Here is a 19392-nt window from a genome sequence, read left to right as displayed (position 1 = left end):
GCGGCCAGGAGACACTACGCATGAATCTGGACTATTCCCCCGCTGAAGACGCGTTCCGCGCCGACATCCGCGCCTGGCTCGAAGCGAATCTGCCTCGCGAGCTGAGCGACAAGGTTCTCAATCACAAACGTCTTTCTCGCGAAGACTTCGCAAGCTGGCACAGGCTGCTCGGCACGCGAGGTTGGTCAGCGGTCGCATGGCCGCGCGAATACGGCGGCCCTGGCTGGGACGCGACGCAACGGCATATCTGGGAAGAGGAGTGCGCGCGTATAGGCGCGCCTACCGTTCTGCCTTTCGGTGTGTCGATGGTCGCGCCGGTGCTGATGAAGTACGGCAACGAGGCGCAAAAGCGCCATTATCTGCCGCGCATTCTCGATGGTACGGATTGGTGGTGCCAGGGCTATTCGGAGCCGGGAGCGGGCTCCGACCTTGCGTCGCTGCGCACTCGCGCTGAGCGCGTCGGTGATCATTACGTGGTCAATGGTCAAAAGACCTGGACCACGCTCGGCCAGTATGCCGACATGATGTTCTGCCTCGTGCGCACCGACAGCGGTGCCAAAAAGCAGGAGGGCATCTCGTTCCTGCTCATCGACATGAAAACGCCGGGCATCACGGTGCGGCCGATCATCACGCTCGACGAAGATCACGAAGTCAACGAAGTGTTCTTCGAGGACGTGAAAGTACCGGTCGACAATCTGGTCGGCGAAGAAAATCGCGGCTGGACGTATGCGAAATATCTGCTCGGGCACGAGCGTACCGGCATTGCGCGAGTCGGCGCGTCAAAGCGCGAGTTGGCCTTTCTCAAGCGTGTCTCGCTGAATCAGAGAAAGAACGGCAAGCCGCTGCTGCACGATCCGGTGTTTGCCGCGAAGGTCGCGGGTCTCGAGATCGAGTTGATGGCGCTGGAAGTCACCGTGCAACGCGTGGTGGCCAACGAGGCGGGCGGCCGCGGCCCGGGTCCGGAAGCATCGATGCTGAAGATCAAGGGCACGGAGGTGCAGCAGGGGCTGACCGAGTTGATGTTCGAAGCCATCGGTCCGCTCGCCGCACCGTTCGACGTGCCTTTCCTCGAAGGCGAACGCGAGCACAGTCTCGCTGGCGACGACGATGCCGCGCCGCTCGCCGCGTACTACTTCAATTTCCGTAAGACGTCGATTTACGGCGGGTCGAACGAAATTCAAAAGAACATCATCGCGCAGATGATTCTCGGACTTTGAGGAGCGTCGCATGGACTTCACTTTCAACGACGAACAACAGCAATTTGCCGATGCGTTGCGCCGCTATCTCGAGAAGAGTTACGGCTTCGAAGCGCGCCAGGAGATCGTGCGCTCGGAGCAGGGCATATCGGCTTCGCACTGGACCGCGTTCACCGAGCTTGGGTTGACCGCGTTGCCGGTGCCCGAAGCGCACGGTGGCTTCAACGGCGGCCCGATCGACATGCTCGTGGTTATGCAGGAACTCGGTCGGGCGCTCGTCATCGAGCCGTATTGGGCGACCGCGGTCGGCATCGAAGCGCTGCGCATCGCAGGCACTGACGACGGCGAAGACGCCGCATTGCTTGAGCGGGTGGCGCGGGGCGAATGCAAACTGGCCGTGGCGCTTCACGAGCCGCACGCGCGCTACGATCTGTTCGAGGTCGCGACGACCGCGAGCGCGCAGGGCGCACAGCACACGCTGAGCGGCACGAAATCGGTCGTGCAGCACGGCGCACAGGCGGACCACTGGATCGTGCCGGCGCGCCTCGATGGCGAAATCGCGCTTTTTGCCGTCGCGCGAAACGCGTCCGGCGTCAAGCTCACCGAGTACCGCACCATCGACGGCCAGCGGGCCGCGACGCTCGAATTCAGCAGCACGCCTGCGCGCCGGCTCGCCGGCAAACATGCGGGTGCGGCGGGCCTCGAGCAGATCGCCGACTACGGCACGTTGCTGCTGTGCGCGGAAGCGCTCGGCGCGCTCGACGCGCTCAATCACGCCACTGTCGAGTACACGAAAACGCGCCAGCAGTTCGGCCAGCCGATCGCGCGTTTTCAGGCGTTGCAGCACCGCATGGTCGAGATGCTGATCCACGCGGAGCAGGCGCGTTCGATCACGTATCTGGCTGCGATGCGCTACGCGAGTGAGGACGCGAACGAGCGGCGTCGTGCCATCTCCGCAGCCAAGGTTCGGGTCGGGCAGGCCGCGCGTTTCGTCGGTCAACAGGCGGTGCAGCTGCATGGCGGCATGGGTGTCACGAACGAAGTGGCGGCTGCGCATCTGTTCAAGCGTCTTGCGATCATCGAGACCACGCTTGGCGACGTCGATCATCATCTCGCGCGGTTTGCCACGCTACCCGCATTTGCCATCGCCGAAGACTGAGCGGCCGGTTTCAGCGGACAAAGGAGTTGCACAATGAAATTCAGTTTCGAAGACATGGAAGTGGGCACGAGCCGCGAGATCGGCAAGCACACATTCACGCGCGAGGAGATTGTTGAATTCGCGCAGAAGTTCGATCCACAACCGTTTCATCTCGACGAAGCCGCCGCGGCCGAATCGCCGTTTCGTGGCCTCGTCGCGAGCGGTTGGCACACGTGCTCGGTCATGATGGGCATGCTCGTGCGCAATGTACTGGCGGATTCGACGTCGATGGGCTCGCCCGGTGTCGACGAAATCCGCTGGCTAAAGCCGGTACGAGTTGGCGACACGATCACGATGATGAATGTCGTCGTCGACAAACGCGTGTCGCAGAGCAAGCCCGATCGCGGCATCGTGTCGACCCGCTGGGAAGGTATCAATCAGCACGGCGAAACGGTGATCACGGTGAGCTCGAAGGGCCTGTTCGGTCTGCGCGAACCTGGAGTCGCGGCATGAAAGCGAGTGCCGCGACGATCGTTGCGTTCGACAACGCCGAAGCCTTGCGTGCGCTCATCGGCGCGCAGCCGCTCGTCAGCGAATGGCTAAGCGTCGATCAGGACCGGGTCAACCGCTTCGCCGAGGCGACCGGCGATCATCAATGGATTCACATCGATCCCGAGCGGGCCACGCTTGAATCGCCTTTTGGCGGGCCGGTCGCGCATGGATTCCTGACGCTGTCGCTGATTCCGGCTTTGCTCGGCGAAACGGTGAGAATCGAGCAACGCATGGGCGTCAACTACGGCTTGAATCGCGTGCGCTTCATCTCGCCTGTGCCGGTCGGTTCGTCGCTGCGCGGGAAGTTCGCGGTCGAATCGGTGACCGACGTGGAGAACGGCGGCGTGCAGCTCGCATGGAACGTGACGCTCGAGCGTCAGGGCAGCGCGCGGCCGGTGTGCGTCGCGGAGTTCATCACGCGGCATTATTTCTAGCGTTTGCCCTTTGCAGATGAAATGAAAAAGCGCGAGCCGGCGTGCCTGCCGCTCGCGCTTTCTATTTGTGTCGAGCCGTCTCAGCGAGACGGCTTTGAATCAGTGTCTCGCGTACTGCGTGGCGCCAAACAGGATCTCTTTCGCTTTATCGTCCATCAGCGGCGCGCGCGCGGACGCGAGCACTTCGACGCCGCGCACCACCGCCGGCCGGGCCGCGATTTCTTCATGCCAGCGCTTCACGTTCGGCAACGCATCGAGGTCGATGCCCTGGTTTTTCCACGAACGCGTCCACGGAAACGCGGCGATGTCCGCGATCGTATAGTCGTTGCCCGCGAGATAACGCGTCTTGCCGAGTTGCGTGTCCATCACGCCATACAGACGCCGTGCTTCGTTGGTGTAGCGGTTGACCGCGTATTCGATCTGCTCGGGTGCATACACGCGGAAGTGGTGCGTTTGTCCGAGCATCGGACCGAGGCCGCCCATCTGGAACATCAGCCATTGCAGCACCTTATAGCGCGCGGCGGGATCGGTCGGTAGAAATTTGCCGGTTTTCTCGGCGAGATAGATCAGAATCGCACCCGATTCGAACAACGCGAACGGCCGCCCATCGGCGCCTTTCGGACCTTCAGAATCGACGATCGCGGGAATCTTGTTGTTGGGACTGATGGCGAGAAACTCGGGCGTGAACTGGTCGCCGGCACCGATGTTCACGGCATGCACGGTGTAAGGCAGGCCCGTCTCCTCGAGCATGATGTGAACCTTGTGGCCGTTCGGGGTCGCCCAGCTATAGACGTCGATCATCCTGGCTCCTTGTTCGTCAAAGCCGCGCCGCAATGAGGGCGCCGCCGTTGCCGAAAATTAGAGCATAGATCGCGCGACGCCGCTTGCGATGACCTCAGCCGCCCGCATTCATATAACGCGCGAGCTCGAGCTTGGCTATCGCGTTGCGGTGCACTTCGTCGGGACCGTCGGCGAACCGCAGCGTGCGCGCCGAGGCATACGCATACGCGAGCGGGAAATCGTCGCTGACGCCGCCGCCGCCATGCGCCTGAATCGCCCAGTCGATCACCTGACACGCCATGTTCGGTGCGACCACCTTGATCATCGCGATCTCGCCGCGCGCGCCCTTGTTGCCGACGGTGTCCATCATGTACGCGGTCTTCAGCGTGAGCAGGCGCGCCTGTTCGATCATGCAGCGCGCCTCGGCGAGACGCTCCTGGGTGACGCCTTGCGATGCAACCGGCTTGCCGAACGCGACCCGCCGCAGCGAGCGCTTCGCCATCAGTTCGAGCGCGCGTTCGGCGAGACCGATCAGGCGCATGCAGTGATGAATGCGCCCCGGGCCGAGACGGCCCTGTGCGATCTCGAAGCCGCGGCCCTCGCCGAGCAGCATGTTGGTGGCGGGTACCCGCACGTTGTCGAGGGTGATCTCCATGTGGCCGTGCGGCGCATCGTCGTAACCGAACACGGTGAGCGGGCGGTGCACGGTGATGCCGGTGGCGTCGGCGGGCACGAGGATCATCGACTGTTGCTGATGGCGCGGCGCGTCCGGATCGGTCTTGCCCATCACGATATAGACGGCGCAACGCGGATCGCCCGCGCCCGATGACCACCACTTGTGACCGTTGATCACGTAATGGTCGCCGTCGCGCACGATGCTAGTCTGGATATTGGTCGCATCCGACGACGCCACCTCCGGTTCCGTCATCAGAAACGCCGAACGGATCTGCCCTTGAAGCAGCGGTTCGAGCCATTCGCGCTTGTTGTCTTCGCTGCCGTAGCGCTCGATCGTCTCCATGTTGCCGGTGTCCGGCGCGTTGCAGTTGAACACTTCCGGCGCCCAGGGCACGCGGCCCATGATCTCGCACAGCGGCGCGTATTCGAGATTCGTCAGGCCGGCGCCGCGCTCCGATTGCGGCAGGAACAGATTCCACAGGCCGGCGTCGCGTGCCTTCTGCTTCAGTTGCTCGATCAGTTCGGTCGGCACCCACGCGTTGCCGTTCTGGCGATTGCGCGCGATCTCGGCATAGAACGCCTGTTCGTTCGGATAAATGTGCTCGTCGAAAAAGGCGAGCAGTTTTTCGCGCAACGCCTGGACCTTCGGGGTGTAATCGAAATTCATCTGAGACCTCGCGGATTGCGGACTGCGAATGTGGGACGCGGGGCGCGCCGTTGCGTCTAGAGAGCCTTCTGCGCGTAGCGCCAGGCCAGTTCGGCCATCGGCTTCGCGCGTCGGCCGGCGTCGAGCGCCTGCGCGCTCGATGCGGTACCGTCGACGACGCGCTTCATGATCCCTTGCAGGATCGCGGCAATGCGGAACATGTTGTACGCCAGGTAGAAATTCCAGTCGCCATGAATCTCGAAGCCGGTGCGTTGGCAATATCGCTCGACGTACCGTGCTTCATCGGGAATGCCAAGCGCGCCCCAATCGAGTCCCGCGATGCCGCGGAACTGTGCCGGGTCGACATGCCAAGCCATGCAGTGATACGCAAGATCGGCGAGCGGGTCGCCGAGCGTCGACAGTTCCCAGTCGAGCACCGCAAGCACGCGCGGCTCGTTGCGATCGAAGATCAGATTGTCGAGCCGATAGTCGCCATGCACGACCGAGGTACGGCCACTCGTCTCTGCGGGCATGTGCTGCGGCAGCCAATCGATCAGCCGATGCATCGCGTCGATCGGCTCGGTCTCGGAGGCCAGATACTGCTTGCTCCAGCGACCGATCTGGCGCGCGAAGTAATTGCCGGGCTTACCGAAATCGGCGAGGCCGGCGGCGGCGACGTCGACGCTGTGCAACGCCGCGATGACGCGATTCATTTCGTCATAAATCGCCGCGCGCTCGGTGGGCGTCATCCCGGGCAGCGACTGATCCCACAGCACGCGCCCCTCCACGAACTCCATCACGTAGAACGCGCGGCCGAGCACGCTTTCGTCCTCGCACAGCGCGAGCATCCGCGCGACCGGCACCTCGGTGCCGGCGAGCGCGCGCATCACGCGATATTCGCGTTCGATCGCATGCGCGGACGGCAGCAGCTTCGCGGCGGGCCCGGGCTTCGCGCGCATTACATACGAGCGCGACGGCGTAATCAGCTTGAAAGTGGGATTGGATTGTCCGCCCGCGAATTGCTCGAGCGTGAGCGGACCCTCGAATCCATCGACGTGCCCGGCCAGCCACGCGGCGAGCGCGTCGTTGTCGAAGCGTTGCCGCTCGTTGACCGGGCGGGTGCCCTCGAAAGCCGAGTAGTCCCGGCCGCGTGCGGGTTCGCCGGTCTGCGTGGCTTGCGCCATGTGTGCCCTCCAGTTCGGTGTCAGCTGCGCTGGTATCGGATGAATTGCGCGTAGAGCATTTCCATCGTCGTGTTGCGGATGTCGCGATGCAACGGAGACGGTGGCGAATAGTTGAGCATGCGCAGCACCCAGTCGCGCGGTGCGGCGCCGACGTCGAGCGCGTTGATGCAGCCGGTCGCCTGCGCCAGATGGCCGAAGAACGTGCGGCCCCCAGCCGTCAGCGCGTGCGAGAGGATCGCGCGATTGACGCCGCCGTGCAGCACCAGCAAGACGGTGTCCCACGACGTGTCCTCCCGCAGCGCCGTCACGGCCGGCAACACGCGATCGAACAGCTCGCCGATCGTTTCGCCGTCGAGAAAACGCGTGCTTTCCGGCACGATGCCGTCGAACACGCCGAGAAACGCCGCCTCGATATCGCTCGCCGGAATGGTGCCGAGCCGCCCGCCGCGAATCTCCTGCCATGCGGGTTCGATCTCGGGTTCGATCTGCTGCCCCGTTTCGGCAAGCACGCGCCGCGCGGTTTCGATCGTGCGCGGCAAGCCGCTGACGATCACGCGGTCAAAGCGCACCTGCTGCGCGGCGAACACGCGGCCCGCCGCGCTCGCCTGCTCGCGGCCGTTCGCGTTCAACGGCACGGTTTCGGGATTGATCGCGCGGCCGGAGTCGTCGAAGTAAGTGACGTCGCCGTGACGCATGAGGAAGATGCGGCGACGTTTCGGCAGTTGGTAGTCGGGCATGTCGGGTGGCTCTCCCGTCGCTTATTTATAGATCGGCGCGCGTTTTTCGAGGAACGCGGTGATGCCTTCGAGACCGTCGCGATGATGCAGCGACGCGACGAAGTTATCGCGCTCGGCGACCAGATGATCCGCGAGCGTTTGCGCCCCGGCGGCGGCAATCAGCCCCTTGATGCGCGCGGCCGAGTTGGGCGAAATCGAGCCGAGCTCGTCGGCCCAGGCGAGCGCGTGATCAAGTGCGCTGCCGGCTTTCGTCAGCCGGTTGACCACGCCAAGTTCATGCAATCGCGCAGCGCCGATCGGCTTGGCTTCGATCAGTACCTCGGTGGCCAGCTGACGCGGCAGTGACTGCGCGAGGAACCACGAGCCGCCGCCGTCGGGCGTCAAGCCGACGCGCGCATATGACATCGCGAATTTGGCGTTGTCGGCGGCGACGATCAGATCGCAGGCGAGCGCAAGCGAAAATCCCGCGCCGGCCGCGGCGCCTTCCACTGCCGCAATGACGGGTTTCGACGACAGCCGGAGTGCCGAAATCCATTCTCCGAGCATGTCGATGCTGTCGGCTTGCACGGACGGGTCTTTCGCGCGATTTTCGAGCAGGCGGTTCAGATTGCCACCCGCGCAAAAGAAGTTGTCGGCGCCGGTGATGACGACGGCGCGAATCGACGGATCGCGCTCGACCGTATCGAACGCCTCGATGGCGGCCGCGTACATGTCGGGGTGCAGCGCGTTGCGCGCGCCGGGATTCGACAGTGTGAGGACCAGCGTCGATTCGCTGCTGGCCGGGCGTGAAGCGAGGAGGGCGGCGCTCATGATTCTGTCTCCGTCTGGACGTCGGCGACGTCGCGTTGCGTGAGCGAAAGGCCGAGTTGCGCGCGTCTTGCGAGCCATGGCGACGGGCGGTAGCGCGGCTCGCCGAGCACGTTGAACATATTGCGCAGGATGATCAGGATCGTGGTGGCGCCCAGTGCGTCTCCCAATGCGAGCGGCCCACGCGGATAGCCGAGACCGAGCGTAACGGCAAGATCAATGTCCTGCGGCGTTGCGATCTGCTTTTGCGCGATGTCGCAGCCGATGTTGACGATCGTCGCGACCACCCGCTGCGCGACGAAGCCGGTCGAATCACGGATCACGGTGACGGGGACGCCGTCGGCGGCGAACAGCGCATGCGCGCTGTCGCGCGCCGCGCGCGTCGTGGCTGGCGTGGTCATCAGTGTGCGGCGTTGCGCGCCGACGAGCGGAAACAGCGCGTCTACGGCGACGACGCGGCTCGCGTCGAGCGCTTCGTCGACGGCGGCCGTGGTCGCGTCGTGGCCGAACGGCGTGACGACGATCAGCGAACCGGCCGCGGGCGTCGCGCCTTCGTCGAGCTTCACGCCCGCTTTGCCGACCAGTTGCACGACCGCCTCATACGCTTCAGGGTAGCGTTTGCTGACCCACACACTTTGCGGCAGCGTGGTCGGCACGGGATCTTCGGCGGGCACCTGCTGCTTGCCGTCCACGTAGCGATAAAAACCCTCGCCGGTTTTGCGGCCGAGCAGTCCGCCCGCGAGCCGCGTGCCGGTGATTGGCGACGGCGTGTAGCGCGGTTCCTCGTAAAACTGGTGATAGATCGACTCCATCACCGGGTGCGACACGTCGAGCGCGGTCAGGTCCAGCAGCTCGAATGGCCCGAGGCGAAAGCCGGCCTGCTCGCGCATGATGCGGTCGATATCGGCAAAGCTCGCGACGCCTTCGCCCGCCACGCGCAGGCCCTCGGTATTCATGCCGCGGCCCGCGTGATTGACGATGAAGCCCGGCATGTCCTTCGCGCGCACGGGCGTGTGACCCATGCGGCGCGCGAGGTCCATCAGCGCGTCGCCCGCTGCCGGGTCGCTGCGCAGCCCGTCGATCACCTCGACGACCTTCATCAGCGGGACCGGATTGAAAAAGTGATAGCCGACCACGCGCGACGGATCGGTGCAGCCCGCGGCGATCGCGGTGATCGACAGCGACGAGGTATTCGACGCGAGGATGCAGCGGCCGCTGACCACGGTTTCGAGCTCGCGGAATAGCGCCTGCTTCACATCGAGCTTTTCGACGATCGCCTCGATGACCAGATCGCAGCCGACCAGTTCACTGATCGCCTGCGCGCTGCTTACGTTCGCGAGCGCCGCAAGCGAGCGCGACTGGGCGAGCTTGCTTTTGGCCGTCAATTTGGCGAAGGTCTCCGCGAGATAGTCGCGCGCGGCGCCGACAGCCGCCGCGTTGGTGTCGTAGAGCCGCACGCGCAGGCCCGCGAGCGCCGCGATCTGCGCGATGCCGCGGCCCATTGCGCCTGTGCCGACGATGCCGATGGTCTCGATACTGAAATTGCGAGAGTTCATTGTGATGCCGGACTCCATGGTTATTTCAGAATAGCACGATCGTGCCATTTATTGGGTGATTTGATCGAAAGTCGCGGCTGGTATCGAGTTCGAGGAGGAACTCGTGAAGCCGAGTCAGGAACCCGCGATGCTCAGTTCAGCGTCGCGGATACCGCCGGCTACGTGAACCTGCCGCTCGTCGGTATCGCGACGCATCCTAGAGCCGCGCGAGCCGTTCGAGCGCGGTGGCGAGCGTGCTTTCCTGCTTGGCGAAGCAGAAGCGCACCACGCCTGATTCGTGCGCCTCATGATAGAACGCCGAGACCGGAATGGCCGCCACGCCGATCTCGCCGGTCAGCCATTGCGCGAATTCGGCTTCGGGCAGACCGCTGATCGCCGAATAGTCGACACACTGAAAATACGTGCCCGTGCACGGCAGCAACCTGAAGCGCGAACTCGCGAGGCCCGCGCGGAAGAAGTCGCGTTTGCGCTGATAAAACGCCGGCAGATCGACGTAGGGTGCGGGGTCCTTCATGTAGTCAGCGAGCCCGATCTGCATCGGCGTGTTGACGGTGAATACGTTGAACTGGTGCACCTTGCGGAATTCGGCGGTGAGCGCGGCAGGTGCGGCCACATAGCCGACCTTCCAGCCGGTTACGTGGTAGGTCTTGCCGAAGCTCGACACGACGAAGCTGCGCTGCGCGAGCTCCGGATAACGCGCGACGCTTTCATGCGGCGCGCCGTCGTAGACCATGTGCTCGTACACCTCGTCGGACAGGATCAGCACGTTGGTGCCGCGTACGATCTCTTCGAGCTTGCGCATATCCTGTTCGCGCCACACCGTGCCGGTCGGATTGTGCGGCGTGTTGATCATGATGAGCCGCGTCTTCGGCGTGAGCGCGGCGGCGAGCTTGTCGAACGGGATCGCGTAGTCGGGTGCGTCGAGCGTGACGAAGACCGGCTTGCCGCCCGCGAGTTCGATCGACGGCGGATAGCTGTCGTAGGTCGGCTCGATCACGATTACTTCGTCGCCCGGATGGACGGTGCAGAGAATTGCGGTCAGCAATGCCTGCGTGGCGCCCGCGGTGACGGTGATTTCGCCGTTGGCGTCATATCGGCGGCCGTACAGGTTCGCGATCTTGTCCGAAATCGCCTGACGCAGCGGCAGCACGCCGGCCATCGGCGGGTACTGGTTGTGGCCATCGCGCATGGCGTTGGAGACCGCGTCGACGATGCGCGGATCGCAGGCGAAGTCGGGAAAGCCCTGGCCCAGATTCACCGCGCCTTTTTCCGCGGCGAGCGCGCTCATCACGGTGAAAATCGTCGTGCCGACATCCGGCAGGCGAGACGGAAACGTGGGGCTCGTGGGCGTGTCGTGCGGTGCGTTCATGGCGTCGTGGGTAGCAGGCAATAAGGAAGGCCGGTTCTCGAAACTGTCGTTGCGAAGGGCGAAGCCTGATTGTAGGGAATCGCGAGATGCCGTGCGCACCGCGGGATTCACGCCGGCCGTCCGCCCGGCTCGTGATGAGCCGTCGATGCGCGGTTGGCTCGAAACGCGATACCGGTGGCCGGAGTCACGCGCTGACGGGCTCGCCCCCGGCATTCTGCGCGATGGCGGTTGCCTCGACGAACGGTGCCGGTTGCGCGATCCGGAAGCCGAAGTCGCGCGCGATCCGTTTCGCCAGTTTCAGCACAGCGCGATCTTTCGACACGAGCCAGTCAGCTTGGGCCGCATGCGCGAGCTCGAGAAACTTCTGATCGTCGCGATCCTTGCATTGGGGCAGCGGCCGCGCGTTGCCGGTGGACTCGGTCGGCTCAGGCGGCTCGACCAGTTGCGCCAGCCGCGCGACGACCGCGAGCGCGGCAGCTTTGTCGACGTTGCGCTGCGCGAATTGCGGATAGTCGAGCACGTAGGTGAGCTCGGCGAGGCAGCGCGCGTCGATCAGCGCGGCAAGGGCGCCGCTCTCGAGCGCGGCGGCGATCGGCCGCGTGCGCGGATCGTCGAATACGAGAATATCGATCCACACGTTGGAATCGAGTACGACGCGCAACGCGCCGCTTGAGGCGAGGGAACCGGGCATTCGTTACAATCGGGCTTTCGTCTTTGACCGCCAGGCACGGCGTGCCTGCAAGCCTCTATGATAATCGTTCTGTCGCCGGCGAAATCGCTCGACTACGACACCCCGCCGCACGTCAAAAAGCACACGATCCCCGATTTCGTCGACGATGCCGCCGAACTGATCAACGGCCTGCGCCGCTTGTCGCCGCAACAGATTGCTTCGCTGATGAGCATTTCCGATCAGCTCGCGCACCTCAATTTTCAGCGTTATGCGGACTGGTCGCCGCAATTCGGCACGCACAACGCCAAGCAGGCGGTGCTCGCCTTCGACGGCGACGTGTACGAAGGTTTCGGTGCGAAGACGCTATCGCCGGCCGACCTCGACTATGCGCAGAATCATGTGCGTGTGCTGTCGGGCCTCTACGGCCTGTTGCGTCCGCTCGATCTGCTGCAACCTTATCGGCTCGAAATGGGCACGCGCTTCGCCAACCCGCGCGGCAAGGACCTGTATGCGTTCTGGGGCGAGCGCATCACGCAAGCGTTGAACGCGCAGTTGAAGGCGAATGCGGCGGCCTCGCGCGTGCTGGTCAATTGCGCCTCGGGCGAGTACTTCAAGTCGGTCAAGCCGAAGCTGCTCGACGCGCCGGTCGTCACGCCGGTGTTCGAAGACTGGAAGGGCGGCCGCTACAAGGTCATCAGCTTCCATGCAAAACGCGCGCGTGGATTGATGGCGCGCTTCGCGGTCGAAAACCGCCTCGATCGTCCCGCGCAGCTGAGGGACTTCGATTCTGAAGGCTATGCGTTCAACGCCGAAGCCTCGAACGATTCCACTTACGTATTTCGCCGCCGTATTGCGGAATGAGGGTGGCGCTGCGTTGAACAGGCAGCGTGAATTCAGGCAGGGATGAATCTCATGACGTTATCGATTACGAGCAATTTCGACGCTGGCGCGATTGATGTGTTGTCCTGCGAGGACGCCGGCAATATTCGCTTGCGCGTGCGGCCCGACAGCCACGCCGAGTTCGCGCAGTGGTTCTATTTCCGCCTCACGGGCGCGGCGCGCGAGCGCTGCGTGATGACCTTCGAGAACGCAGCCGCGTGCGCGTTCGCGGAGGGCTGGCGCGACTATCGGGCAGTCGCGAGCTATGACCGCGTGAACTGGTTTCGCGTGCCGACCTCGTACGACGGCAAGGTGCTGACGATCGACCACACACCGGATTTCGACAGCATCTACTACGCGTACTTCGAGCCGTACAGCGAGGAGCGCCATGCCGAGTTTCTCGGCGCCGTGCAGCAGATGCCGCACGCATCGCTGACCGAACTTGGCAAGACCGTCGAAGGCCGGCCGATTTCGCTGCTCACGCTCGGCACGCCGCCCACGGACGATGCCGCCGACGCCGCACCGAAAAAGAAGATCTGGCTGATCGCGCGCCAGCATCCGGGCGAGACAATGGCCGAATGGTTTATCGAAGGGTTCGTGAAACGCCTCGTGGGTTGGGGCGATTGGGCGGGCGATCCGGTCGCGCGCAAGCTGTACGGCCACGCGGTGTTCTACATCGTGCCGAACATGAATCCGGACGGCAGTGTGCGCGGCAATCTGCGCACCAATGCGGCCGGCGCGAATCTGAACCGCGAATGGATGGAGCCGGACGCCGCGCGCAGTCCTGAGGTGCTGGTGGTACGCGACGCGATTCAGGCGACGGGCTGCGACCTGTTCTTCGATATTCATGGCGACGAGGCGCTGCCGTATGTGTTCGTGGCGGGCTCCGAAATGCTGCCTGGTTTCACCGAGCGGCAGGGGCTCGAGCAGAAGGCGTTCATCGAAGCGTTCAAGCACGCGAGTCCGGATTTTCAGGACAAGTTCGGCTATGCGGCGAGCAAGTATCGAGAGGATGCGTTGAAGCTCGCGTCGAAGTACATCGGCAATGAATTCGGCTGTCTGTCGTTGACGTTGGAAATGCCGTTCAAGGATAACGCGAATCTGCCCGACGAGCGTGTGGGCTGGAACGGTGAGCGCAGCGCGTCGCTTGGCGCCGCGATGTTGCAGGCGATCCTGCGTCACGTAGAGACGTTCGCTTAAAGACGCCGACAGACATAAAAAACGAGGCTCGCACGGAAAAAGTGCGTGCCTCGTTTTTTTATTGGAACGGCAGATCGGGCGGGCGCGCCAGTCGATCGGCGCCCGATGTCATGGGCTCTTTTTCTTCGAGCTCTTGTTTGCCGATTTGTTCGACGCAGCGCGCGACGACTTTCCCGAGCCTGTATTCGACGATTTCTTCGGCGACTTGCTGCCGGCCGCGTGCTTGCCTTTGCCGCCCTTGTGCTTGCCCGATCCCGTGCTATTCGCGCGGTTCGGCGGCACCGGGTCGTTCCAGCTGAACGCGAGCATTTGTGAGCCGACGTAGCCGCAGCGGAATTTGAGATCGGCTGGCTCGCCGGAGTTGTTCGAGCGCACACCGACGCCCTCGACGGTGACGATGCTGTCCACCTTGACGCGCTGCTTGCCTTCGTCGAACGAGTCGTTCCACGGCGTGACCGATGAATGGGCGCTGTCGAACGAACTGGGCGGAAATTCGACGTGGTCGAACGCGGTCGATGTGCTCGCGACAAAGTCGCCATGCGCGGCGCAGTCCGCGACGAGCGGGTCCGCGTGCATTTGGGTGATAAATCTGTTGACGAGGTCGTTGTGCTGTTCGAGTTGATCAGCGAATGCGGGAACCGCGCAGATGAGGGGGAGACTCGCTGCGCAGGCTGCGAACCGGCCGATCACCCGCAACAGTCGGCGCGGTAAGTTGGTGCGATCCATCTAGTTGTTTAGACGCTAATGGGAAGTGAGGCAAATAAGATGCCCCGCGGACGGGTTGAGTTCAATGTGGCGACAAATATTCAGTGTCGTCCTCGTGGGAGCGCCCGATAAGCCTCCACTGACAATGCGCTGATTATCACAGATGCGCGCCGTGCGGCGTCAAAGCGCGCATCTCAGGTGCGCGGGCCGCCCAGACGATAGCGCCGCACATCGTACGTCGTGACCCACGCGGGACGGTAGACCGCGATCAGTGCGGTCGCCATGCCAGTGAACCATGCTTCGCCGGTGGCGAGCAGGAGCACGCTCAGCGCATAGCCGACCGGCACCACCGTCATCGAACCGCCAGAGACCGCGATGTGAACTCCGAGCGCTGCCGCGGCGGTCAGCGACACGGCAATAGAGGGTGAAACGAAACCCTGGCCGAAGATGAACATGAAAAGATTGCGCGGCAGCCACGCGGTGCACACGCGCTGGAGCAAGGTCGAGATACCGACGGGCAGCGCGCCGTACACGAGGAACGTCAGCGCGATGCCCTGCCACGGCGCATCGAAGACCACGGCAGCCAGACCTGCAACTACCGCCATCGCGATCAGCGCGAGACCCCAGTCGAACAGCGTGACGACGAGCGTGGCGCCGAGCAGGTGCATCACGGTGCCGTCGTCGAGCCAGGCGTTACTCGCCCACAGCACCGACACCGCGACGATGATGGCGAGCCAGACATGCTGGAGCGTGCCGTCCTGAAGTCTTTTGAAAGGATTCTTCCACAGCGCGAGCGCGATCACCATCGCAGTGGCAATCCAGCCACCGACAGCGACCCAGAACGGAAGCGGTGTGTAGAGGAACCCCATGAGTCTCATATTACTCGTTGGACGAGAAAAGGTGTGAGCGGCTTCCATGCCAGCCCACCTTCAACGTTGCGCGAATGCGGTTGTTCGAGCGCATGTGCGCAACGCGACCCGCGTCATGTTGAGCCCGACCTGACCGACTTTTGTGCGAGCCGCTCGGGCGGGGTCTCCCCATACGACGGGGTGGGTTCCGCTGCCATTGGCAGCGCCGTGCCGGTGTCGCCGTCGGGCAACGGGTACTGGAAGCGCGCGCGTTTGCGGTGCCGTAGCGGAACTGGGCCAGGTTGACCGCGTACGACAGGCTTCGCGCTGCTCTCGCCGTTGTTGCGCAGGACCTGCAAATGGTTCGTCAGCCAGCCGTTGTAAAGCGCGACCGCGGCGGCGCGATTGGGCGCGCCGAGTTGCTGGAATATGCTGGTCAGGTGGATCTTGACCGTGCCCTCGCTAATGCCGAGCGTGCGCGCGATCATCTTGTTGGTGCTGCCCATGTGTACGCAGCGCATGATCTGCTCCTGCCGGGGTGACAGTCCGCTCGAGAGTCTGTTGCGGCGCGGCGGCGGACATTCTTCATCGAACGGACGGATCGTGGTGTCGGTCGGCAGCGGCGGATCGATCGCCAGCGCGCCGGGCGGCACGTAATGACCGCCGAGCAGCACCATTTCGAGCGCACGCACGATCAGGCAGGGATCGGTGTCGCGCGGGACGACGCCGAGCACGCCTTCGTCCATCAGCGCGCGCACGAGCGCTGGTACCGTCCCGTCGGTGAGCACGCTGATACGCAGGTCGGGAAAGTGGCTGAGCAGTGCGCGAACTTGCGCAACCGACATCCAGTCTTCCCAGTCGATTACGACGAGATCAGGCCGGTAACGCTTGAACGGACGTTCGAGCAGACGCCATTCATCGGCTTCGGTAAAGCGCGCCAGCCGGTCGATCTGCCGCAACAAGGCCTTGAGTCCATCACGTCGTTCCGGGTTTGAATTGAGAATCGAGAAGCGCATGTATGTCTCCAGATGTATCGGGCGAGATAGCGCGACGCATCTGTCCGGTTCGTGAAGCTGGCTCGATCACGGCGATACGTCACCGTGTCTATGATGACAAATTCCTTTCGTTTTGACGGCTGTCCAAAAGGCATAAGAAAGGCGGCTATTCAACGAAAAAGCCCCGCATATGCGGGGCCTTTTCGCGATAAGGCGTGGATGTCGACGCCGGGATTAATGGAAATGGGGTTGCGCGGGCTCAGCGTCTTCAGGCATTTCCGCATGGACGATCTCGCCGAGTGGGTCCGCATACAGCGGCACGCCGCAGTCGTCGCAATATTCCGGCTCGAAGCGGCCTGCGTGGCGGCGCACGTCGGTGATGCCGGTTTCCTTGAGAAGCGCGACGATTTCCTCGAGTGGATCGTCCGAGCCAGTGATTTCCTGCGGCTCTTCGTCGATGCCCGGTTCTCCATTCTCGCGACCATAGAGTGGCCACACGACACCGTAGATCACGTCGTTGCTGCCCTTGCGCGTGAAGCCAACGCGGTACTCGTCGATGCGTCGTTCGCCGAAACCGGCAACCACCGCGCGCAGGTCCTGCGGCGCCGTGCCAATTGTGTCGAAAAGATAACGCACGGCGGTCCGCACGGTGTGCGGACGAACGCTTTCGTCGGCGTCGCGGCAGGCCGAGTAGTACGCGTCCGGCAGCAGGCATTCAAATTCGCAGCCCGGCAGCACGACCGACAGATTCGCACCGCCTTGCGTGGCCCATTGCTCGAGACATTGGCTGCGTTCGATGCGACTGCCGTGCTCTTCTTCCTGCCAGCGGAACGTCGCCTCGCCGACGGGCGCGGCGACGACGGCGAGCAGGAAGCGCGGGTCCGCCAAAATCGGCGAGGTCTCTGGCAGTTCGCCGTAATTGAGCTTCGGGTTGCCGCCGCTGACGGCGGCCTGCGCGAGTTGCTGAGCGATGCGCCACGTTTCGACGTGATGGCGCGGCAACTGGTCGATGCTGTACAGGAACGGCGCCATTGCGACGCGCGTGTTCGCGGCGAGCACGTGCGCTTGCAGGTGCGCGCGCAACGCGTCGGCGGCGTCGGACTTGAGCGGGCCGGAGGGAATCACGTAGCGGGTCCAGGCGAGCACGGGCGCCGCGATGAGCAGGGCTTCATAAGACACGCCTTCGTGTTCGAGCACGAACGATTCGCTATGCGTTTCCGCCATGTCAGCTAGCGCGCCGTAGGCATCGGGATGATTCTGCTGCAGATGGTCGAGCGCGGCGTCGAGCGTAGTCTGGTTGGCGTTACGCACAATTTTTGTCAGCAGCGCGTCGAGTCTCGCTTCCCAGAAGCGATCTTCGGTACGGCTGCCCGACGCGAAAAGCGCGAGCGAGAGACCGACGAGCTTGTCGGCGTCGGGAGGGAGACGTTTGGCGATTCGCGAGCGCATAGATCCGGAAAATTGGGGGCACGGAACCTTATATTCTAGTCGTTTCCGGGAAGCTGTATCGGTTGGTGGGCCATCCACGAGCGATTTGGGCGTTTCCATCTCAAGAATGCGCTTGCCACCAGCACAGTCTCACCCGACGCACATCGCCTTGACCCGATGGTATAAGAGCACCCCGAGCGCCTGACTCGCTTCTATACTGACGGCGTTCAGCGGGCGCCTGACGGGCGTGTGACATTTCATTGCCGCGGTCTGGCGCAATAGGAGAACCCTCGTGAAATCGGACCAACTGATCGAACGACTTGCCGCGGTATTCGCATTGATTGTGCTCGTGGGTGGTTCGTTGCTGGTGCTGGCGCCTTTTACGACCGCGCTGCTGTGGGGGGCCATCCTCAGTTACAGCTCCTGGGGACTCTACCGGCGACTTACTGGCGTGGTCGGCGGCCGGCGCAAGCTGGCTGCGACCTTCATCGTGCTGATCATTCTGATCGTGGTGCTGGGGCCGTTCGTTTATGCGGGTTTTGCATTCGGCGCGCATGTTCACCAGATCGTGGCGCTGGTGGAAAGACTTTTCGAGTCGGGGTTGCCTGATCTGCCGCCGTGGATACAGCGGATCCCGCTTGTCGGTTCGAGCATCGAAACCTTTTGGGAGCGCGTCACCAGCAGCAATTCCGAACTGATCGCACAACTGCGCACGCTCGCTGCACCGGCGGGCAAGTGGATTCTGGCGGCGGCCTTGGCGGTGACGCACGGTCTGGGGCTGCTGGCGCTGAGCATCGTGCTCGCGTTCTTCTTTTACACCGGTGGCGAGGGAGCGGCCGCGTGGCTGAATGCGGGGATGCGTCGAGTCGCGGGTGAGCGCGCAGACTATCTGCTTGCGCTCGCGGGCAGCACTGTGAAGGGCGTGGTCTACGGGATTCTCGGTACGGCTCTCGTGCAGGCGGTTCTCGCGGGATTCGGTTGCTGGATGGCGGGAGTGCCGGCGCCGGCGCTGCTCGGGCTGGCGACGTTTTTCCTGTCGGTGGTGCCCGGCGGCCCGGTCATCGTCTGGCTGCCCGCGGCGATCTGGCTGTATCAGGGCGGTTCGACTGGCTGGGCGATTTTTCTGGTCGTGTGGGGTGTGCTGGTTGTCGGCATGTCCGACAACGTCATCAAGCCGATCCTGATCGGCAAGAACAGCGATATGCCGTTGATTCTGGTGATGTTGGGTATCCTCGGCGGCGCGTTCGCGTTTGGGTTCCTTGGTGTTTTCATCGGCCCTACGTTGTTGGCGGTCGCATATGCTGTGCTGCATGACTGGACGATCGGCGCATCGAAAGCGCAGACTCTGTCGCCGGAAGTGAAAACGTCCGTGGTAGACGATCCGGGCCGTGTGGGGAAGGCGCCCTGAGGAAAACCCCAGGATTTCGCTTGCATGTTTGGGCTGCGCCGACTAGAATCCCGCTCTTTCGCGCTCCGGACGCCGGGGCGCGGAGGAGCGGGAAGCCTTGGATGGCGGGGACTTCCGCGGTGTGGACGGGTTAAGCGAGTGATAAAAACCTGTTGACGACCTGCTGGAAGTTGTTCATAATTCCG

At 63.5% G+C, this 19392-nt stretch carries 19 protein-coding genes; 7 read left to right on the top strand and 12 right to left on the bottom strand.

Translation table 11 applies throughout. The annotated features are described in order from the left end of the window. Positions 1-20 precede the first annotated feature (20 nt). The 4 genes from LJ655_RS28380 to LJ655_RS28365 are packed head-to-tail and all read left to right on the top strand — an operon-like array spanning position 21 to position 3320. Entirely contained in the window at positions 21-1217 is a 1197-nt protein-coding gene (locus LJ655_RS28380) for an acyl-CoA dehydrogenase family protein (protein ID WP_230564482.1), read from the top strand. Between the two features lie 10 nt (positions 1218-1227). Next, positions 1228-2355 (top strand): acyl-CoA dehydrogenase family protein, encoded by a 1128-nt coding sequence (locus LJ655_RS28375; protein ID WP_230564481.1) that lies wholly within the window; start codon positions 1228-1230, stop codon positions 2353-2355. A gap of 33 nt (positions 2356-2388) precedes the next feature. Beyond that, positions 2389-2847, top strand: a complete 459-nt coding sequence (locus tag LJ655_RS28370; RefSeq protein ID WP_230564480.1) for a MaoC family dehydratase — start codon at positions 2389-2391, stop codon at positions 2845-2847. Further along, positions 2844-3320: a MaoC family dehydratase gene (locus LJ655_RS28365; protein WP_230564479.1), complete on the top strand. Its 477-nt coding sequence runs from the start codon at positions 2844-2846 to the stop codon at positions 3318-3320. Before LJ655_RS28370 ends, LJ655_RS28365 begins: the two co-directional genes overlap by 4 nt. A 99-nt stretch (positions 3321-3419) precedes the next feature. Here LJ655_RS28365 and LJ655_RS28360 read toward each other — a convergent pair whose 3' ends face one another. From LJ655_RS28360 to LJ655_RS28325, 8 genes are all read right to left on the bottom strand, one after another. After that, positions 3420-4121, bottom strand: a complete 702-nt coding sequence (locus LJ655_RS28360; protein ID WP_230564478.1) for a glutathione binding-like protein — start codon at positions 4119-4121, stop codon at positions 3420-3422. Between the two features lie 94 nt (positions 4122-4215). Then, positions 4216-5442 carry an acyl-CoA dehydrogenase family protein gene (locus LJ655_RS28355; RefSeq protein WP_230564477.1) on the bottom strand — a complete coding sequence of 409 codons (1227 nt, stop codon included), beginning with the start codon at positions 5440-5442 and terminating at the stop codon, positions 4216-4218. A 56-nt stretch (positions 5443-5498) separates the two neighbouring features. Beyond that, positions 5499-6605, bottom strand: coding sequence for a phosphotransferase (locus LJ655_RS28350; protein ID WP_230564476.1), 1107 nt, complete (start codon positions 6603-6605; stop codon positions 5499-5501). Positions 6606-6625: 20 nt separating this feature from the next. Further along, the gene (locus tag LJ655_RS28345) at positions 6626-7342 is read right to left on the bottom strand and encodes a histidine phosphatase family protein (protein WP_230564475.1); all 717 of its coding nucleotides are present in this window, start codon (positions 7340-7342) and stop codon (positions 6626-6628) included. Between the two features lie 21 nt (positions 7343-7363). Continuing rightward, entirely contained in the window at positions 7364-8152 is a 789-nt protein-coding gene (locus LJ655_RS28340; protein WP_230564474.1) for an oxepin-CoA hydrolase, alternative type, read from the bottom strand. After that, positions 8149-9705, bottom strand: a complete 1557-nt coding sequence (locus LJ655_RS28335) for a 3-hydroxyacyl-CoA dehydrogenase (protein ID WP_230564473.1) — start codon at positions 9703-9705, stop codon at positions 8149-8151. Before LJ655_RS28335 ends, LJ655_RS28340 begins: the two co-directional genes overlap by 4 nt. A 196-nt stretch (positions 9706-9901) precedes the next feature. Continuing rightward, entirely contained in the window at positions 9902-11074 is a 1173-nt protein-coding gene (locus LJ655_RS28330; protein ID WP_230564472.1) for a pyridoxal phosphate-dependent aminotransferase, read from the bottom strand. 184 nt (positions 11075-11258) lie between these two features. Next, positions 11259-11765, bottom strand: coding sequence for a putative toxin-antitoxin system toxin component, PIN family (locus LJ655_RS28325; RefSeq protein WP_230564471.1), 507 nt, complete (start codon positions 11763-11765; stop codon positions 11259-11261). A gap of 57 nt (positions 11766-11822) precedes the next feature. Here LJ655_RS28325 and yaaA point away from each other — a divergent pair, with 57 nt between their 5' ends. Then, positions 11823-12605 carry a peroxide stress protein YaaA gene (gene yaaA, locus LJ655_RS28320; protein ID WP_230564470.1) on the top strand — a complete coding sequence of 261 codons (783 nt, stop codon included), beginning with the start codon at positions 11823-11825 and terminating at the stop codon, positions 12603-12605. A gap of 51 nt (positions 12606-12656) precedes the next feature. Beyond that, positions 12657-13823 (top strand): M14 family metallopeptidase, encoded by a 1167-nt coding sequence (locus LJ655_RS28315; RefSeq protein WP_230564469.1) that lies wholly within the window; start codon positions 12657-12659, stop codon positions 13821-13823. Between the two features lie 108 nt (positions 13824-13931). Here the strand turns inward: LJ655_RS28315 and LJ655_RS28310 are convergent, their stop codons facing one another. The 4 genes from LJ655_RS28310 to LJ655_RS28295 all read right to left on the bottom strand — a co-directional run bounded on the left by LJ655_RS28310 (position 13932) and on the right by LJ655_RS28295 (position 17820). Beyond that, positions 13932-14549 carry a BspC domain-containing protein gene (locus LJ655_RS28310; protein ID WP_230564468.1) on the bottom strand — a complete coding sequence of 206 codons (618 nt, stop codon included), beginning with the start codon at positions 14547-14549 and terminating at the stop codon, positions 13932-13934. Positions 14550-14722: 173 nt separating this feature from the next. Then, positions 14723-15397 carry an energy-coupling factor ABC transporter permease gene (locus tag LJ655_RS28305; RefSeq protein ID WP_230564503.1) on the bottom strand — a complete coding sequence of 225 codons (675 nt, stop codon included), beginning with the start codon at positions 15395-15397 and terminating at the stop codon, positions 14723-14725. A 113-nt stretch (positions 15398-15510) separates the two neighbouring features. Continuing rightward, positions 15511-16392 (bottom strand): response regulator transcription factor, encoded by an 882-nt coding sequence (locus LJ655_RS28300; protein ID WP_230564467.1) that lies wholly within the window; start codon positions 16390-16392, stop codon positions 15511-15513. Positions 16393-16605: 213 nt separating this feature from the next. Beyond that, on the bottom strand, positions 16606-17820 hold the full coding sequence (locus LJ655_RS28295) for a DUF2863 family protein (RefSeq protein ID WP_230564466.1): 1215 nt from the start codon (positions 17818-17820) through the stop codon (positions 16606-16608). A 271-nt stretch (positions 17821-18091) separates the two neighbouring features. Between LJ655_RS28295 and LJ655_RS28290 the strand changes: the two genes are divergently transcribed. Beyond that, positions 18092-19207 (top strand): AI-2E family transporter, encoded by a 1116-nt coding sequence (locus LJ655_RS28290; RefSeq protein ID WP_230564465.1) that lies wholly within the window; start codon positions 18092-18094, stop codon positions 19205-19207. Positions 19208-19392: the final 185 nt, after the last annotated feature.

This window comes from Paraburkholderia translucens (assembly GCF_020881035.1).
Taxonomy (GTDB): Bacteria; Pseudomonadota; Gammaproteobacteria; order Burkholderiales; family Burkholderiaceae; genus Paraburkholderia; species Paraburkholderia translucens.
This window is presented reverse-complemented; position numbering and strand designations above follow the sequence as displayed.

Coding starts and splice junctions, on each gene's coding strand:
- LJ655_RS28355 (WP_230564477.1), bottom strand. CDS start 5,442: ATGAATTTCGATTACACCCCGAAGGTCCAGGCGTTGCGCGAAAAACTG.
- LJ655_RS28365 (WP_230564479.1), top strand. CDS start 2,844: ATGAAAGCGAGTGCCGCGACGATCGTTGCGTTCGACAACGCCGAAGCC.
- LJ655_RS28300 (WP_230564467.1), bottom strand. CDS start 16,392: ATGCGCTTCTCGATTCTCAATTCAAACCCGGAACGACGTGATGGACTC.
- LJ655_RS28325 (WP_230564471.1), bottom strand. CDS start 11,765: ATGCCCGGTTCCCTCGCCTCAAGCGGCGCGTTGCGCGTCGTACTCGAT.
- LJ655_RS28315 (WP_230564469.1), top strand. CDS start 12,657: ATGACGTTATCGATTACGAGCAATTTCGACGCTGGCGCGATTGATGTG.
- LJ655_RS28380 (WP_230564482.1), top strand. CDS start 21: ATGAATCTGGACTATTCCCCCGCTGAAGACGCGTTCCGCGCCGACATC.
- LJ655_RS28360 (WP_230564478.1), bottom strand. CDS start 4,121: ATGATCGACGTCTATAGCTGGGCGACCCCGAACGGCCACAAGGTTCAC.
- LJ655_RS28335 (WP_230564473.1), bottom strand. CDS start 9,705: ATGAACTCTCGCAATTTCAGTATCGAGACCATCGGCATCGTCGGCACA.
- LJ655_RS28340 (WP_230564474.1), bottom strand. CDS start 8,152: ATGAGCGCCGCCCTCCTCGCTTCACGCCCGGCCAGCAGCGAATCGACG.
- LJ655_RS28305 (WP_230564503.1), bottom strand. CDS start 15,397: ATGGGGTTCCTCTACACACCGCTTCCGTTCTGGGTCGCTGTCGGTGGC.
- LJ655_RS28330 (WP_230564472.1), bottom strand. CDS start 11,074: ATGAACGCACCGCACGACACGCCCACGAGCCCCACGTTTCCGTCTCGC.
- LJ655_RS28375 (WP_230564481.1), top strand. CDS start 1,228: ATGGACTTCACTTTCAACGACGAACAACAGCAATTTGCCGATGCGTTG.
- LJ655_RS28310 (WP_230564468.1), bottom strand. CDS start 14,549: ATGGATCGCACCAACTTACCGCGCCGACTGTTGCGGGTGATCGGCCGG.
- LJ655_RS28345 (WP_230564475.1), bottom strand. CDS start 7,342: ATGCCCGACTACCAACTGCCGAAACGTCGCCGCATCTTCCTCATGCGT.
- LJ655_RS28370 (WP_230564480.1), top strand. CDS start 2,389: ATGAAATTCAGTTTCGAAGACATGGAAGTGGGCACGAGCCGCGAGATC.
- LJ655_RS28350 (WP_230564476.1), bottom strand. CDS start 6,605: ATGGCGCAAGCCACGCAGACCGGCGAACCCGCACGCGGCCGGGACTAC.
- LJ655_RS28295 (WP_230564466.1), bottom strand. CDS start 17,820: ATGCGCTCGCGAATCGCCAAACGTCTCCCTCCCGACGCCGACAAGCTC.
- yaaA (WP_230564470.1), top strand. CDS start 11,823: ATGATAATCGTTCTGTCGCCGGCGAAATCGCTCGACTACGACACCCCG.